The following is a 16015-nucleotide window of genomic DNA, read 5'->3' on the forward strand; positions in this document are numbered from 1 at the left end:
CTGTCGGTTTGCAACTGCTGAGGGAACAATCTTATGGCCCAAGGTCGCCGTTCGATCGCCACCGATCGAACCCCGAGCGTCTTAACTCGCAGGCGGGGCAGGCGCCGCATCCCCGCCCCCACGGGTTCCGGGTTTGACTGTCACCTTTGTAGCAGGTGAGCGTCTCGGCGCGGATGAGTTCGACGAGCCGGGGGCCGCCGGTCTGGTCGGCCAGGGCCCAAGTCTGGGCCTTGTCGATCCACATTAAGGGGGTTTCCAGCACCAGGCGGGACTCCATGCCCAGATTGATGGAGACCTGAAGCGCCTTGATCGTGTCGTCACGGCAGTCGGGGTAGCCGGAGTAGTCGGTCTCGCAGACGCCCGTGACGACATGTTTCAGGCCGCGGCGGTAGGCGACGGCGGAGGCGAGGGTGAGGAAGAGGAGATTGCGGCCGGGCACGAAGGTGTTGGGCAGGCCGGAGGCCGTGGTCGCGATCTCGACGTCCTTGGTCAGGGCCGTGTCGCTGATCTCGCCCAGGACCCCGAGATCGAGGACGCGATCCTCGCCGAGCTTGCCGTCCCAGTCCTTCATGGAGCGTAGACCGTCGAGAACCACGGCGCGGGCGTCGAGTTCGGCCCGGTGGCGTTGGCGGTAGTCGAAGCCGATGGTCTCGACGCGGTCGAAACGGTCCAAGGCCCAGGCCAGGCAGGTGGCGGAATCCTGGCCGCCGGAGAAGAGGACCAGGGCGCCGCTCACGCCCCTTCGCCGAAATAGGTGACGCGGTCCTCGGTGGAGTCGCGCAGCACGGCGACGCTGTGGAGGTTCGAGATCTCGTCCTCAAGCTTGCGCCAGATATAGGCGCACAGATTCTCCATCGTGCCCGGACCGAGATCGTTGATCTCGTCGAGGAAGCGGTGGTCGAGGGCGTCACGCGCCTGGGCGAGCTTCTTGGCCAAGAGACCCGTGTCGATGATCATCCCGGTTTCGGGATCCGGTTTGCCGCGCAGGGTCACTTCGGCGCGGTAGGAGTGGCCGTGTATGCGGCGGCTGCCCTCGGTCTCGATCTCGCGCTCGAGGGTGTGGGCGGCGTCGAACCGGAATTGTTTGGTCAGTTCATACATGGCGTCGGTCGCAGAAGATCATGAGTCGGCGGATTGGAGCAGTTCCGGTTGGGCTTCGGCGGCCGCGACCGCTCCGGCCCGGCGCGCGCGGAGATCCCGGCGGACAATGCCTTCGATGTGCTTGGTCAGCAGCGTCACGTCGCCGCTGGTGACATTGACGGCTTTCCAATAGCGAACGTCGCCATTGCCGAAGTCCCAACTGCCCGATGTCCAGGCGGTACGGCCCTCCAGGGCGGCCAAGCCCTTGGCGAATTCGCTCCAGGTGCGGGCGTTGTCGAGGGTCGCCAGCGTCTCCATCACAAAGCCCATCGCCTGGATGCCGGCGCCGTGGACCAGACGCGACGAGGCCGGTTTGTGACCCCACCAGTCCTCCGGAAAGACCATCTGCACAGCCTTGAAGAACTCGCTGATGAGGTCGAAGCACTTCCTGGGGCCGTTGGGCTCGAGCACCAAAAGCCGCATGACGCCGTCGCTCAGGGAGTTCATCAGAACCTTCTGGATAGAGGTGTCCTTGAGGATCCCGGAGGGGTTGGTGTGCTGATAGATCTGCCCCTTGAGTGAGGACGCCTGGCTGAAGTTCAGCCGTTCGGTCAGCTGCGCGGCCATGGCCCGGCTCTGCATCCGCTCCGGCAGACCATCCACCGTCGGCAGCAGTTCGTAGATCAGGGACTTGGGCAGGGGCCGCGTGTTGTTGATAAGGACGAACTGACGCCGCAACTCGGCCTCGTCCCGGCAGACCAGCAAGGACACGAAGAGCTGGAAATCCGACCGACCCGAGAGGTTCAGGGCGGTCAGGCGTTGCTGTCCATCGACCACGAGCCCCTTGGCGCATTTGTCGAGATCGATCGTCACGCGGCAGATCCCCCCGTCGAGTTCCTCGATCGCGACGCCGCTCGTGAAGGCCACGACGATGGCGTTGGGAAGGACGGCCGCAGGCGTCTCCAGATAGTCTTTGATCTCGCGAATGTGGCCCGCGATCTGAGGGCGCTGGAAGCCGCTAAGCGTACCCTCGGCGTCCCGACCGACCCGGTCGATTTCGGCGAACTGCAGGACCTGGCCAGCCGTGGCCGCGAAGGTCAGCACATCATGCTCGGGGCTTTGGCGCGCCCGCGCCGCGAGGAAGGTCAGGATCGTCATAGGCTTTGGTCTCGGTTCGAAGGCAGAGCATTCACCACGGTCTTGAAGGCGGCGAGGTTGTGGATTCCGCGCCGCTTGTTCCGGTTGCTCGCCCGGAAGATCATCACTTCGATTCCGACATCCTTGCAGATGCGGCAACCGCACTTTCGCCAAGGCTTGTCGGCCAAGGTGGTGCGGTAGCGGCCGCGCAGTTTTTCGATGGTCCGGTGGTCGCGAACATCCTCATACGCCTGACCGGTGGCCAGGACGGCGTTGTAGGCGAGGACCGTTTCAAGCACGCCCTCGAGGTCCTGATCGTCATGATCATAGGCCCGGAGCGCGGCCAGGGCGTTGACCTCAAGGCGCGTGAGTTCCTCCGCCTTGAAGTCGCCCTGACGCACATGGGCCTGAAGGCGGGGGTTCTCGATCGCCTGGGGTATGCGGATGGCCGTGTAGTAGGTCAGGTTTGGCCCATCGCCGAGCCAGTAGTTCTGTTTGTCGTCCTTGAAGGCCCGCAACAACGGCGAAGTCGTGTCGATACTGGTGACGTTGAAGGGGGCGAATTCGTGGATCTCGTTGGCCTTGGCGAAGCCCAGGATGTGCAATCGCGTGGTCGTCGGTACGGCGTCGCGGATCGCGACCAGGCAGCGTTTGATCTGCTCCGCCTTGAGCGGAACCATGCCTCCGATCGCCAGATAGTCGTAGCCCATGGCGACCAATCGCCGGGCGGCCTCGGCCATGCTGGCGGGCGACCAGCCCTGGATCACGCCCATGGGCGTGAACCGACCGCCGCGGCCGGCCTCGTCCCGGAAGGCGGCGGCGTTCTCAAGCGTGATATCGAAGCGGCGACGGGCCTCGGCGCTGCCGCCCTCCATCCCCGTCACGGTCTCGTCGAAGTCGAAGATGATATGGTCGACCGAGCATCCGTGGGTGAAGCCGCAGTCGTCGTAGAACTCCACCGTATCGGCCGGTGTGTAGGGCGGCTTGTCTTCCTTGACGTAGGTAAAGGCGCCGCAATCGCCGAAGAGGGCCAGATCGACGAACTCAGGTTTGTCGAGGCGCAGGAACTCACGCGCTCCTACCCGCCGAAACCGCATGCTCTGGGCTTCGGTGTACTTTCCCTTGACCGGACCATCGCCGACAATGCCGCGCGAGACGAGCATGCCATGGTAGGGCGCATACCCCAGGATTTCGTGGGGGTAGGCGTCGTCCCAGTAAGGTTTCCGACCCGGCGCGTTTCGGTCGTTGAGGAAGTCGTAGCCTGGATCGACGAAATCGAGACTGTCGGCGAAAATGAACTTCAACGGGCCGGTCTCGACAGTTCGCGGTCGAGCTTGAGCAAGTGCTCGCTCAGACCTTTGATGTGTTTGCTGGTGGCCTGGACGTCATTCCATGCCCATCCGAGGCCCTCCCACTCGCCCTCGGTCCAGCGACACCGGGGGGCGATGCGGGACAGCGCGGCGGCGACCTCGGCCGCGGGATCGGCGCTCGCATCGGCACGCGTCCAGATGGGATCCATCAAGGCCCCCATGGCCTGGATGCCGGCCGAGTGCATCAGACGGCTTTCCTCAGGCGAGCGCCCCCAGGCGTCCGGGAAGACATCCCGGACCGCGGCCCAGTAGATGCACAGCGCCTGGAACGCCGCGTCCGCCCCACTCTCCGGATCATACGCGCCGAGGGCCCCGGCCGGGCGCAGGTTCGCCGCGATCGCCCGGGTTAGGCCAGAGTCCGTAATGACGCCCCTTGCGCCGTCGCCTTGGGACTCCCGCTTGATGAGATCGTGCAGGGGGGAGTCGGGGCTTTCGGTCAGCGCCGTGCAGAGCGCGCTCGGGAACTGTCTCGGCTTCAGCGATTTTGGCAGGGCCATGGACATCGAAGGCAAAAGCTCATCGATCAGTCTGGAAGACAGAGGCTTGGCTTTATTGACCAGAATGAACTGCGCGCGCTGGGTCTCGACCTCATCCGAGACGAAGGCGACGACCGGCACCTGCAGATGCGCCTGTCCCGCGCGGGCGAGCGCCAGCGAGCGCTGCTGGCCGTCGACGATCCAGGCTGCACGTTGGCCTTCCGGACGGATCGGGATGAGGAGTTCGCCGCTCCGGACATCTCCATTCTCGCCGGCGGGGCCCCGGGCCGATTTGAAGCGGACCTGCGGGGAGAGCGCGAGGATGATGGCGTTCGGAAACAGTACGGGCCCCTGGCTGAGGAACTCCGCGATCTCCGAAACATGGGCGCGGATTTCCTTGCGCTGGAAGCCTTCGAGACTGCCTTCGCCGCGACGCAGGCGCGAGATGTCTGCGACCTGGGTGACTTGATCGCCGGGGAGGAAGAAGGCGTAGACTTCGACGTCCGGCCCCTGCCGGGTCCGCAGCGCTCGCACCGTCACCTTCGGGCCTTTCATTGTGCATTCCCTTTCGCTTCGGCGGCGACAAGGCCGAAAAGCCGTTTGAAGCGGCTCTGTTCGCAAGCGACGCCGAGGGTGTCGCGGAGGCGACGAAGCATGGCGCCCGAGCGACCGTCGACCGCGTCCCATTCGGCGACGATCAGGGCCTGGATTTCGTCGTCTGTGCTGCGCGTCCTGGTCGGAACCTCGCGCGCCTTCAGGCCCTGGAGGCTGCGCTGAACGTCGGCGCGGTCCTGCTCCAGCGCACCGTTGTCGAAGATCGTTGTCGCGAAATGCCGAAGGGCCCGCTGGGCGAAATCGCTTTGGGTTCCGGCGTGACCGTTGCCGATGGAGTCGAGACGATCGTCGTAGGGCATCCAAGCTTTCCTCAGATCATCGGCGACACCTTGTGGCTCTTCCTTGGTGAAGAGGCGGAGCCGAGCTTTTCTTTCCGCGGGCCATTGGGCCCATTCGTCGGCGACCATGGCGATATAGCTCGAGGACAGAGCCGCCAGGATAAGGCCTTCCTCCTCATCGACCGAAGTGGTGTGGAAGGGAGACTGCATTTGGAGCGACGCCCACCATTCCGAGGCGGAACTCCCGGTCTTCGCCAGGATGTCGTCCTGGTCCCGGCGCGCGGTCGTCAGGCTGTAGCAGGGCACCGACACAGCGCCATCAACGAGACCCAGTCCCGCGGAGACGATAGCCAACCGGGCGCCGAGAGTGTTCGCGGTGAAGGTGGCTTCATGGAACGCGCGGCCGGCGTAGAGGTCTTTCGCGAGCGTGGTCGGATGCGCTACCCGGAGGCGTTCTCCCCATGCGATCGCAACCGCCGCGGCCGATCCCGTCGCCAGAGCACCCGCATGCAGTTGCGGATCGAGCGGCGCTCGCTTTCTCTTACTGCAGTTCGAGATGATGAGGGTCACAGTTTCTACGCCGTCGTTTGCGCAACTTGATGCGGTTTTCGCACACAAATCACGATTTCGACGTGCAGTTTCTCACCTGTATCTCCGCAAATCTAGCGCGATCTGGCATATGGCAGAGCGGACTAACGACGAAAGTCCATATAGCCGGCGGCAGCCGGGGTCGACCTGTTCGCTTCTTGCTCCCCGCCGGCCAAAACCACGACATCCTGGCCGCGCTGGCTGATCACCAGATGCCCCCGCAGGGCGGCATGCCCACCGGGTCCTCAAACAGGCCATCGCCATAACCTGGACGCGGTGAATGACGATTCTTCCTTGCAGATTGGCCAGGCGCAGGTGGCTCGGGCGCGGCACATGCCGGGGCCGAGTTTCTCTCCCGAATGGCTTCCATCGGAGAAAGGACTGGTCCGTTCGTTTATCGGTGCTGATCGATCAACATGCGGAGAACGTCGGCCGACAGGCCGCGCAGGACGGCCTCGGGATTTCGCCATACGGCGCTGTTTGCACCGTGCTCGAAACACTCCACTTCGTCGATCCAGCAACGGCCATCCGTGCGTTCGCGAACGCCCGGTCCCGTCTGCTCTCCTACCCAAGCGGCTATTTGCTCGCAACTCACCCCCGGCAGGATGCGTATGTCCGCGAGTCCGCGATCGCGTAAGTGAATGAACTCTTGCCTCTCCGGGTCGTCCCGCGCCACCAACAGAGTGTGGTCGAATGTCTGGTGTAGCCATTCGCGGATGGGCCCGAAGCCATCCTTGCCAAAATCAATTACCCACCCGCGCCCGTCGAGTTGTTCGGCCGCGAACGTGAAACGGAACCCCAACGAGTAGCCGTGGAGCATGGCGCAGTGCGACTGCGCCGCCCATTGCCGGTAGGCGCAACTCAGGCCTCTCTCGGCACCGTAAATCTTAGTAGATAGGATGGCCATCGGAGCAAAGTGACAGACCCCTTGGAAAAGACTTTGTCGCAGAACAACAAAGGGATCTGGCGGTACTCGCTGCTCCCCCAGTCAATCAGCGCTGCCGTAAGCGCCGGAGCCCCCCTCGGCCGACGCAACCCCTTTCGGCATCCCGATCGCCCTCACCGGAGTCCTGGTCCGAGGCGGCTCGTGGGTCGGCCTAGTCGAAGAGGCGTCTTGGTTGAACTGCTAACGCGCCAGCGATTGCGAGGATCGTTTCCAAGCTTGGGTTCTCTTCTCCGCGCTCGACACCGGCTAAATAGCGCAGTGACAGATCTGCTTCGCCGGCAAGAACCTGCTGGGACCAAGCCTTCTCAGTTCGATATTTCAGAATATTATTCCCGAGACGGGTCTTCCAATCCATTGGCCATGGGTCGGCCGTCTGCCATCCCCGGGAAAGGTGCTATACCACTAGCAATATGTTGCTTGTCTTTTGCGGAAGTCTTGGCGGCGACGGGGCTTCGTTCGACGTGGTCGGGTTGGCGAAGCGCTGGGCTGGGCCTCGTGCGCCTATTCGAAGAGTCGTCCTGGCTGAACCGCTAACGCACTAGCGATTGCGATGATTGTTTCCAGGCTTGGGTTCTCTTCTCCGCGTTCGACGCCGGCCAAATAGCGCAGTGACAGATCCGCTTCACCGGCAAGCACCTGCTGGGACCAAGCCCTGTCAGTCCGATACTTCAGAATGTTCTTCCCGAGACGGGTCTTCCAGTCCATCGGCCATGGGTCGGCCGTCAGCGATGTGCGGGAAAGGTGCTATACAGCTAGCAATATATTGCCCATGCTGTCCCGCTGATTTGCTAGTTCGGTGCGCTGTGTGACCTTTCGTAGCCCTAGTCCCATGAAGGAGGCCGTTGGACTCGGCGGCCTCTATCACGCGTACGGTGCGTGGCTCCGCGTAGCGATCATTAGGCGCTATGGATCCCAAGACGCCGATGATCTTAGCCAGGACGTCTGGCTGAAGGTGGTGCCTTACGAGAGCCGAAGAGAAATAAAACATCCGCGAGCATTCCTGCTCAGGGTCGCATCTAACCTGATCGCGGATCGGCTCAGCTGCCGCGCCAGGACCGCTCGTTGGCAAGAGCAGCAGAGCGCGCTTCAGCCCGCTCTGGAATGGGCCGGGCAAAGCGACGAGCTTCTTGCGAAGCAAGTGATCACGAGCTTGCCACAACCCCTCCGGGATGTCTTTGTGTTGTCCAGGTTCGGCGGGCTGACGAACAGTCAGATCGCCGAGCAGCTCGGGATCAGACCGAAAACTGTCGAGTGGCGCATGACCAAGGCCCTGGCCCACTGCGCAGCCCAGTTTCGGCGCTAAGGATGGGGCGCAGGATGGCCAGCCCGAACAACCGGGTTGTGACGGCGGATACGGAGGCGGCGACGTGGCACGTCCGCCTCGGCGTCCGTAGCGTCTCTACCCGGACGATCGAGGAATTCTTCGCCTGGCGGTCTGAGCCGGCCAACGCGGAGGCGTACCGGCGGGTCGAGAAGGTCTGGGCCGCGGCCGGCAAGCTGGCCGGCGATCGGCAGATCCAGGCCGCCGTCGCCGAGGCCATGGAGCGCAAGGTCGATCGGAACGCCAAGAGGCGGCTTCCCCGCACCCTGTTCGGTGCGGCGGCGGTGACAGCCGCTGTCGTCCTGTCGATGGGTATCTGGTTCTGGCACCAGACCCGCACTGTGTTTAGTACGGATGTTGGCGAGCAGCAGGTCGTTCAGTTGGCCGATGGATCGACCGTCCGTCTGGATACGGGGTCGCAGATCCAGGTGCGGTTCGAGAGGGACGAGCGGCGGATAGAGCTCGAGCGGGGCCAGGCCCTGTTCACCGTCGCGCATGATGCGGACCGCCCGTTTGTCGTCAGCGCGGGCGGGGCTCGCGTCACGGCCGTCGGGACCGTGTTCGACGTCCGGCGGGCTGGTGAGAACGTCCAGGTCACCCTGGTGTCGGGCGCCGTGGATGTCGCCCGGGCCGCGGGCGCGCCGCCTTCGCGCCTGAGTGCGGGGCAGCAGGCGCGCGTGACACCGGCCGCCGTGACAACGCGGGCCGTCGATGTCGCGAAGGCGACAAGCTGGACCGACGGCCGGATCGTGTTTGAGGACACGTCCCTGCGTGACGCGGTCGCCGAAGTGAACCGCTATCTCACGGACGGGATCGACCTGGAGGCCGGCGAGTGGGCGGACGTGCCGATCAACGGCGTTTTCCGCGCGGGGGATCGTGAGGCCTTCGCCTCGGCCGCCGCCGAAGGCCTCGGCCTGAGTAGCAGCGTGAAGCCAGACGGAACTCTGTTGCTCTCGAAACGGACAAATAATTGAGGTGTGCTCCGGGGTTCGACGGGGTCTCGGCCGTCTCTTCCACGTCGCCATAGGGCGTCGAGGGGAGCCGACATGATGAACCGCCTGAATCTGCTGACCACCAGCGCGCTGGTCGCCTGCGTTTTCGCTTCGAGTGGAGCCGCCTGCGCTCAGGAGGCGCGGGAGTTCAACATCCCGCCCGGATCATTGCGCGACGCGCTGAACAGTTACGCGGGCCAGTCTGACCAGCAGATTTTCTTCTCCGCCGACCTGGTGGCGGGCCTGCGGTCGCAAGGGCTGCGCGGGCGGTACGCTCCCGCCGACGCGCTGGACAGCCTGCTGCGCGGTTCCGGCCTGGCGTGGTCGGAGACGCGGCCCGGCGTCATCGTCCTGCGCCGGGGCGCCGGGATGGCGGCGGGGGAGGACAGTGCGATCGAACTTGACGAGGTGGTGGTCACGGGGACGCTGATTCGGTCCTCCGGCGATCTGGCGTCGCCCGTGGTGATGCTGGATCGCGACGCGCTGGATCGTCGCGGCTTCGGGACCGTCGCCGAAACGCTGACCAGCCTGCCGCAGAACTATGCCGGGTCGGCGACGCCGATGGTTCAGGCCACCCTGTCCGATGCGGCGGCGTCGAACACCGTCTTCGCCACCGGCGTCAACCTGCGAGGCCTGGGCGCGGGCTCCACCCTCACCCTCGTCAATGGTCGGCGTCTGGCCGGCACGGGATCGCGGGCCGAGTTCGCGGATGTGTCCGCGCTGCCGTCGGCTGCGGTGGAACGGGTCGACGTGCTCCTCGACGGGGCCTCGGCCCTGTACGGCGCCGATGCGGTCGCGGGGGTGGTCAATGTCATCATGCGCCGATCGTTTGACGGTCACGAGAGCCGGGTGCGGGTTTCGGCGGCGCAAGGCGGGGCCGAGGAGGTTCAGGCCTCTCATCTGGCGGGCCGGAGTTGGTCCACGGGCTCGGCCTATCTGTCCTACGAGTATCAGACGGCCAACGGGCTGAGTTCGTTCGACCGGGCCTATACGCGAGACGGCGACCTTCGGCCGTTCGGGGGGACGGACCACCGCGCCTTCTACAGTGCGCCTGGGAATATCGTGGCGTTCGACGCCGCCACATCGTCCTACGTCACCCAATTTGCCATCCGCCCCAATGCCGGCGGGACCGCCCAGGGACCGGCGGATTTCGCGGCGGGGACGACCAACCTCCAGACGACGCTGCAGGGCATCGACCTGCTGCCCTCTGTCGAGCGACACAGCGTCTATGGAAGCCTCCGGCAGTCCTTGGGCGAGCGCCTCGAGCTGACGGCCGACCTCCGCTACAGTCTGCGCACCAACGAGATCGCGACGGCCGGAGCGGGCGGGATCTTCTCGGTCTCGAACGCCAACCCCTGGTTTGTCTCGCCGACCGGCTCGGCATCTCACACCATCGCCTATTCCTTCGCACGGGAACTCGGTCCGGCCCGAAGCCACGCGCGCTCCGAAAGCCTCGGCTTCACTATTGGCGCGCGCTACGACCTGTCCGCCGACTGGTCGCTCGAGGGCTATGTCGCGCAGGCCTCGGAGCGGGCGGACTACGGACTCACAAACCGGGTCAACAGCCGCTACCTCAACGAGGCGCTGGGCAATCTCCCCGACGATCCCACAACGCCCTATCGCGCGGCCGTCGACGGCTATTTCAACCTCTTTGGCGCCGGGACGGCGAACTCCCGGGCCGTTCTGGATTTCATCGGCAGCGGCTCGGCAGGCGGGCAGGAGCGAAGCCGGTCCACCTCCGCCAACCTGATGGCCCAGGGACCAATCTGGCGGCTGCCCGGGGGCGATCTCATGCTCGCTGTGGGCGCCCAGGTGCGCGAAGAAACCTTCGACACCGGCGGCTATACCTTCCTCTCGGCCGCCTCGCCCTTTCTCTATTCCAGCCCGACGCGGGAACGGTCCGTGTCGGCGGCCTTCGCTGAAGTCCGAGCGCCCCTGATCGGTCCCGACAATGCACGCCCTGGCCTTCGCAGCCTGGTCCTGTCTCTGGCGGGCAGGGTCGAGGACTATGACGAGTTCGGGACGACGACCAATCCGAAGTTCGGTCTCGTCTGGTCGCCGTTCGAGGGGCTGGGGGTTCGGACGTCCTGGGGCACTTCGTTCCGGGCGGGCTCGCTGCCCCAGCGCTTCGACCAGACCGGGGTATCGACCGCCTTCCTCGCTCGCGAGAACGGAACGACGGCCCTGACCTTGCTGCTGACAGGCGGCAACGCCGACCTAAAGCCGGAGACGTCGGAGACCTTCACCCTGGGGTTCGATTATCGGGGGAAGGGCGAGGGACGGCCGTCGCTCAGCTTGAACTATTTCGAGACGCGCTTCAGCGACCGGATCGCCCGGCCGGTGAATGAAAATCTCTATGGGGCCCTGACCGATCCGAACCTCAGGCCGTTCGTGACCTTCGTCAGTCCGGCGACCAGCGCCGGCGACCTGGCGCTCGTCGAGAGCTATTCTGGCCTGCCGGGCTTCTCTGGGCTCTATCCGACAAGCACCTACGGTGCCGTGGTGGATTCCCGATGGGTGAACACAGGCGCGGTGCAGGTGAGCGGCCTGGATCTGTCCGCGAGCTACGAATGGGATACCGGCGCTGGACTTCTGGTTTTCGACACCTCGGCGTCCTGGATCCTCGACTATGAGACCCGCCCGACCCCGACGGCGCCGGTTCGCCAGGTCGCCGGCCTGATCGGCTATCCGGTCAAGCTGCGCGCCAGGTCGGGCGTGACGTGGTCCCGGGGTCCGCTTCGGCTCGGCGTCCACTGGTCTCACGTGGATGATTACAAGGACTTCGCAGGGCAGACGATCAACGCCTGGGACACGCTCGATGCGCAGTTCAACTGGTCGGTCAATCGCGCGCCCTTCGCCGGCCTCACCCTTCAGTTCGGTGTGCAGAACCTGCTCGACGAGGATCCGCCCTTCTACGATGCGCCCCTGGGTTTCGGGTTCGACGCGGGCCAGGCCAGTCTCATCGGCCGCGTGATCTCCCTTCAGTTGATCCAGCGCTGGTGAGCGGCGGACATGCTGACCTCCCTGACGCGCCTCGTCGGCGCGGTGATCGCGGCTGCCTGCCTGTTCACCTCCGCCTCGGCTCAATCCCCGGTGACGGGGGGAGCGCCGCCGTCCCGGCCGCTGGCGGTCGCAGACTTGACCGCACTCGCCGCGTTCGGCCGGGGATCCCTGTCCCCGGACGGCCGGTGGGCCGTCTACGAGAAGCGGGGGGCTTACGACACCATCCCCCGGTTCGAGTACGAGTGGCGATCGACCTGGGCCATCATGGACCTGTGGGTGGCGGATCTCCACCACCCGACCGCCCCGCCAGGACGGCTCCTTCCGGGACAGGGGCCCGGGTTGCAACGGGTGGCCTGGTCGCCGTCGGGGACGCGGCTCCTGATCTCCCGGTTCCGCGACGGGCGTCTCGAGCCCGGCGTGGTCTCCATGGCGGACCGGTCGGTCCGCTGGACCGGCCTGACGCTGGATGTTCCTAGGACCGGGGCCCAGGTCGCGTGGCGCTCTGAAGATGAGGTGGTGGCGCTGGTCCGGCCGGACCATTCGCTTCCCGCGTCGCTGGCCTACCAGGGTGAGACACAGACGCGTCTCGCCGAAGCCTGGGAGCGGACCGCCCTCGGGGAGGAGCCGTCCCGGACGATCGTCGATGCGGCGGACGGGGTCGCCAGTACGCCGGCGGCCCGGCCGCCCAGCGCCCTGGTGCTTCTGGATATGGCGAGCGGACAGGCACGGACCCTCGCCAAGGGCCGGATCAACGATTTCTCGGTTTCGCCCGATGGCCGCCACGTTGCGATCGTCCAGGGGGCGGAGGGCTCGGCCCTCCGCCCGGACGAAGTGGTGCAGTTCGAGCTCTCGAACCGTCAGCGGCTGAGGGTCGTGGATATCGCCACCGGCGAGGTCGCGCGGCCCATGGATGATCACGATGTCGCGCCGGGACTTCTGCGCTGGTCGCCCGACTCACGCGCCGTTCTCGTGTGGGCGCGGCGCGACAGCGCCGCCTGGCGGGATGGCGCTTTGGTGGAGGCCGGGGCTGACGGCGCAATCGCGGCCAGTCTCACCGGACTGAACATGGGATCGTCCACCGAGGTCGTGCTGGGCGTTCGCGCCGACTGGCTCGGGGACACCCCGATCGTCTACGCCCGGCGCGTGGGAAGCGAACGGTTCGACTGGCACGCGCTGTCTCCCGATGCCAACCCCAGGCCGCTGACTTTGGCGATGGAGACGGTTTCCGGGAAGCTGGCGGCGGCGGGCCAAGGTACGGTCCGCCTGTTCGCTGACGGGGGTTATTGGGAGGTTGGGACGTCCGGGTCACGGTTGCTGACGCCGGGCGCGACAGGTCTGCGGGGCGTCGCCGTCAGCGACATGGAATTGGCGACCCGGCTGAAGGTCAATGAGGCACCGCGCCAGACCTGGGCGGCGGCCCATGGCGCGCAAGGCGAAACGATCATTCTGAACGCGGAAGGGGCGCGACGATTGGGGCCGGGAACCGGTTCGGTGGACCGCGTCCTCGCGTCGTCGGCCGAGGGCGAGTTGTTCCTGCGGCGCGCCGGTCTCTCGGAAGTCCTGTTTCTGAGGACGGCGTCCGCCGAGACCCCGCTCGACGCCGTCAACCAGGACTTCGTCGGCGTGCGGCTGGCCGCGCCCGAAGCGGTCGTGCACAGGGACATCGACGGCCGTGAGGCGCAGAGCTGGCTCTTCCTGCCTGCGGCGGGCGCGCCGGTCCACGGTTTGGTGGTCAAGGTCTATCCCGGATGGGCCGACGGTGAGACGGGGGGCGACCCGCTCAGCCTGACCTACGGCCTCAGTCCCCAGGTGTTCGTCGCCGCAGGCTACGCCGTGCTCAGCCCCGTCACGCCGCAGACGGGCGCCCTTGAGGACCGTGGCGACAATCTCGTCCGCAGCGTCGATCTTGCGGTCAATGCCGCGCTCGCCGCCCATCCCGACCTGCCCGCCGACCGGATGGCGATCTTCGGGCACAGCTTCGGGGGCTATGCCTCGCTGGAGATCGCCGCCCGGTCGCGGCGGTACAGGGCCTACATCGCCTCATCGGCGTTCAGCGACATGTTCGGCGTCTGGGGCGAGTTCGAGCCTTCAACGCGAATCCTGCCGGAAGACGGCGGTATGATCCGGGCGACCCAAGGCTGGGCGGAGACAGGCCAGGCCGTCCTGGCGGCTCCGCCGTGGCTCGCGCCCGAGGCCTACGCCGCCTCCAGTCCCTATCTGATGGCCGACCGGATCAAGGACCCGGTCCTGCTGCTGGCGGCAGACATGGACTTCGTCCCGCTCTCGCAGGCGGAGCGAATGTACAGCGCGCTCCTGCGGACCGGCGGTCGCGCCCGGCTGGTGACCTATTGGGGCGAACATCACACCCTGTGGAGCCCGGCCAACATCCGGGATCGTTTCGCCCAGATTTTCGACTGGCTGGAGCTCCACCTTACGTCCGGGGCCGAGCCGGGTCTGATGGTCCGAGCCGGCGCTCCCACGCCCGCACCCAGCCCTCGAACGCGATCGCGGCCATGAGCGGCGCGTATCGACCCCGCCACAGCAGCGCCTCGGGTGTCAGTTCGACGTCGGCGACGACGGGGTCGATGACACCGAGCGCGGCGAGCCGCCCCTCTATCAACCAGGGTCTCACGACATCGAGATTGTCCAGAACCATCCGGCTGTAGAGCCTGGTCATATCGCCCTTGGATCGGCGGCCAAGAACCTCGCTGGGCAGCCGGTCGCTAAAGGCGGACCGCGCCAGTCCCCGGTCTCGCCCGCCAGCCGCGAGAATCCAGGTCGGAAGGCCGAGGCAGGCTTCGATCACAGGTTGGGCGCCGAGCGGATTCCGCACATCCACGACGGCGCTGAGCGCCGTCGGGCTGTTGTGGGAGACGCTATCCGCGACCCCGGCGATCTGGAACGTCTTGGCCGGGCCAAAGGCCTCGCAATCCTCCAGCCACGGATGGATCTCCACGTCCTCTGACAGTGGCGTCAGAATGGGATGGTCCCAGGCCGGCGGGATACTGCCATGGCGGTGGTGACGACGTGCGGCGCCCACCATCGTCCAGAGCGACACCTCGTTCGTGGCGGCCAGTTCCGCCATGTCGGGCGACCGAAGCGCCTTCCAGCCCCGCGCTCGCCACAGATCAACGAAGACATCGGCCGACGGCGCCTGGACCAGGATGGAATCGCCGCCCTTTCCGGTCATGACGGCAGCCGCCCCGGCTTCAAGAATATGGCGCGCCCACGTCAGGTCATGCGCCGTATCCAGGATGGCGACGTTGGGGCGAAATCCTGTCGCGGCCTCCTGCAGTGCGGTCGCCGTCATCGGCGCAGTGACATGGGGAACGCTGAGGGGTTCGAAGCCGAGGGCGGCGCCCAGCGTCCGGGCGTGGATGCGCTCGTCGGCTTCGGGCGTCGCCCCGTAGGCGTTGAGCCAGAGCGAGATCGGCGTTCGCGCTGAATGAACGAGGCTGGCCGCCACGAGACTGGAATCCAGACCACCGGAGACCTCGGCCGCGAGCGGCCCCGGAACGCCGGAGAGCCCGCCCACGGCCTCGTCGATGGCGGCGCAGAGGGTCTGCCGCGCCTCCGCGATCGAAGGGCCCGGACCGAGGCTCCGTCTGGCGATATCTGCCGGTCGCCAGAGGGTTTCGGCGGGAGAGGACAGGGGGACTGGCTGCAAGGTTCCGGGCGTTAGCGCGGTCGGACCGTCGATGAGGAGAACGCCGGCGCCGGCCAGCGGATCATGCAGCGCCCGGGCCAGCCGGCTCACGTTAATGCCCCAGGGTGGCCGCAGGCGTTCCAACAGCCAGTCCCGGGCATGGCTGCAGGCGAGGGTTAGTCCGTCCTGGGTCCAGGCGACACATTCGACGGCCCCCGAGGGATCGCGCAGGAGAGCGTCAGGCCGCTGGCCGGCCCCGAACCGAATGCCGATAAACCGGCCCCAGAACCGGGCGATCATCTTGCGCTCGTAATCCCAGGGATCATCGGCTGCAGTACAGGGCAGTTGGGGACGCTGCTTGTTGAAGACATCGCCGATCAGGGTCCAGGCCCCGATCTGGAGGCGACGGGCGGGATTGGGTCCGATCGTCGCCAGCCAGGTGGTCTCGTTGAGCAAGGAGACGGTAAATCCGTTGGTCCGGGCAAGATGGGCGAGCGCCTCCGAGAGCGCGCGGGCCGCTTCGTCTGCCGGGTCCGGCGCCACGATGAGGTATTCGCCCACGC

At 66.2% G+C, this 16015-nt stretch carries 14 protein-coding genes; 4 read left to right on the plus strand and 10 right to left on the minus strand.

Going from position 1 to position 16015, the window contains the following annotated elements; genetic code table 11:
* Positions 1–31: 31 nt before the first annotated feature.
* The 9 genes from queC to PSV23_RS17425 form a co-directional block, all read right to left on the minus strand.
* Complete coding sequence (gene queC, locus PSV23_RS15730; RefSeq protein ID WP_300470854.1) at positions 32–736, minus strand: 7-cyano-7-deazaguanine synthase QueC; 705 nt, start codon at positions 734–736, stop codon at positions 32–34.
* Entirely contained in the window at positions 733–1101 is a 369-nt protein-coding gene (locus tag PSV23_RS15735; RefSeq protein WP_300470857.1) for a 6-carboxytetrahydropterin synthase, read from the minus strand. The genes queC and PSV23_RS15735 overlap by 4 nt, the downstream gene beginning before the upstream one ends.
* An 18-nt stretch (positions 1102–1119) precedes the next feature.
* A complete protein-coding gene (dbpB, locus tag PSV23_RS15740; RefSeq protein ID WP_300470859.1) occupies positions 1120–2238 on the minus strand; it encodes a DGQHR domain-containing protein DpdB in 1119 nt (372 codons plus the stop codon).
* Positions 2235–3521, minus strand: a complete 1287-nt coding sequence (gene dpdA / locus PSV23_RS15745; protein WP_300470861.1) for a tRNA-guanine transglycosylase DpdA — start codon at positions 3519–3521, stop codon at positions 2235–2237. Before dpdA ends, dbpB (PSV23_RS15740) begins: the two co-directional genes overlap by 4 nt.
* Entirely contained in the window at positions 3518–4618 is a 1101-nt protein-coding gene (dbpB, locus tag PSV23_RS15750) for a DGQHR domain-containing protein DpdB (RefSeq protein WP_300470863.1), read from the minus strand. The genes dpdA and dbpB (PSV23_RS15750) overlap by 4 nt, the downstream gene beginning before the upstream one ends.
* Positions 4615–5526, minus strand: coding sequence for a hypothetical protein (locus tag PSV23_RS15755; protein WP_300470865.1), 912 nt, complete (start codon positions 5524–5526; stop codon positions 4615–4617). The genes dbpB (PSV23_RS15750) and PSV23_RS15755 overlap by 4 nt, the downstream gene beginning before the upstream one ends.
* Positions 5527–5938: 412 nt before the next feature.
* Complete coding sequence (locus PSV23_RS15760; protein ID WP_300470867.1) at positions 5939–6451, minus strand: 6-carboxytetrahydropterin synthase; 513 nt, start codon at positions 6449–6451, stop codon at positions 5939–5941.
* A 190-nt stretch (positions 6452–6641) separates the two neighbouring features.
* The gene (locus tag PSV23_RS17420) at positions 6642–6845 is read right to left on the minus strand and encodes a helix-turn-helix transcriptional regulator (protein WP_366524256.1); all 204 of its coding nucleotides are present in this window, start codon (positions 6843–6845) and stop codon (positions 6642–6644) included.
* 146 nt (positions 6846–6991) lie between these two features.
* A complete protein-coding gene (locus PSV23_RS17425) occupies positions 6992–7195 on the minus strand; it encodes a helix-turn-helix transcriptional regulator (protein WP_366524257.1) in 204 nt (67 codons plus the stop codon).
* 124 nt (positions 7196–7319) lie between these two features.
* On the opposite strand from PSV23_RS17425, the gene PSV23_RS15765 reads away from it, so the two are divergent.
* The 4 genes from PSV23_RS15765 (at position 7320) to PSV23_RS15780 (ending at position 14323) form a co-directional block, all read left to right on the plus strand.
* Positions 7320–7793: a sigma-70 family RNA polymerase sigma factor gene (locus tag PSV23_RS15765; RefSeq protein ID WP_300470869.1), complete on the plus strand. Its 474-nt coding sequence runs from the start codon at positions 7320–7322 to the stop codon at positions 7791–7793.
* A 14-nt stretch (positions 7794–7807) separates the two neighbouring features.
* Positions 7808–8785: a FecR domain-containing protein gene (locus tag PSV23_RS15770; RefSeq protein ID WP_300470871.1), complete on the plus strand. Its 978-nt coding sequence runs from the start codon at positions 7808–7810 to the stop codon at positions 8783–8785.
* A gap of 75 nt (positions 8786–8860) precedes the next feature.
* Complete coding sequence (locus PSV23_RS15775; RefSeq protein WP_300470874.1) at positions 8861–11806, plus strand: TonB-dependent receptor; 2946 nt, start codon at positions 8861–8863, stop codon at positions 11804–11806.
* Positions 11807–11815: 9 nt separating this feature from the next.
* Positions 11816–14323, plus strand: coding sequence for a S9 family peptidase (locus PSV23_RS15780; RefSeq protein ID WP_300470876.1), 2508 nt, complete (start codon positions 11816–11818; stop codon positions 14321–14323).
* Here PSV23_RS15780 and PSV23_RS15785 read toward each other — a convergent pair.
* On the minus strand, positions 14238–16013 hold the full coding sequence (locus PSV23_RS15785; protein ID WP_300470878.1) for an asparagine synthase-related protein: 1776 nt from the start codon (positions 16011–16013) through the stop codon (positions 14238–14240). The two genes, PSV23_RS15780 and PSV23_RS15785, sit on opposite strands and share 86 nt — an antisense overlap.
* Positions 16014–16015 lie beyond the last annotated feature (2 nt).

The organism is Brevundimonas sp. (genome assembly GCF_029946145.1).
Taxonomy (GTDB): Bacteria; Pseudomonadota; Alphaproteobacteria; order Caulobacterales; family Caulobacteraceae; genus Brevundimonas.

Coding starts and splice junctions, on each gene's coding strand:
- PSV23_RS15770 (WP_300470871.1), top strand. CDS start 7,808: ATGGCCAGCCCGAACAACCGGGTTGTGACGGCGGATACGGAGGCGGCG.
- PSV23_RS17420 (WP_366524256.1), bottom strand. CDS start 6,845: ATGGATTGGAAGACCCGTCTCGGGAATAATATTCTGAAATATCGAACT.
- PSV23_RS17425 (WP_366524257.1), bottom strand. CDS start 7,195: ATGGACTGGAAGACCCGTCTCGGGAAGAACATTCTGAAGTATCGGACT.
- PSV23_RS15735 (WP_300470857.1), bottom strand. CDS start 1,101: ATGTATGAACTGACCAAACAATTCCGGTTCGACGCCGCCCACACCCTC.
- PSV23_RS15760 (WP_300470867.1), bottom strand. CDS start 6,451: ATGGCCATCCTATCTACTAAGATTTACGGTGCCGAGAGAGGCCTGAGT.
- PSV23_RS15775 (WP_300470874.1), top strand. CDS start 8,861: ATGAACCGCCTGAATCTGCTGACCACCAGCGCGCTGGTCGCCTGCGTT.
- dbpB (WP_300470859.1), bottom strand. CDS start 2,238: ATGACGATCCTGACCTTCCTCGCGGCGCGGGCGCGCCAAAGCCCCGAG.
- PSV23_RS15780 (WP_300470876.1), top strand. CDS start 11,816: ATGCTGACCTCCCTGACGCGCCTCGTCGGCGCGGTGATCGCGGCTGCC.
- PSV23_RS15765 (WP_300470869.1), top strand. CDS start 7,320: ATGAAGGAGGCCGTTGGACTCGGCGGCCTCTATCACGCGTACGGTGCG.
- dbpB (WP_300470863.1), bottom strand. CDS start 4,618: ATGAAAGGCCCGAAGGTGACGGTGCGAGCGCTGCGGACCCGGCAGGGG.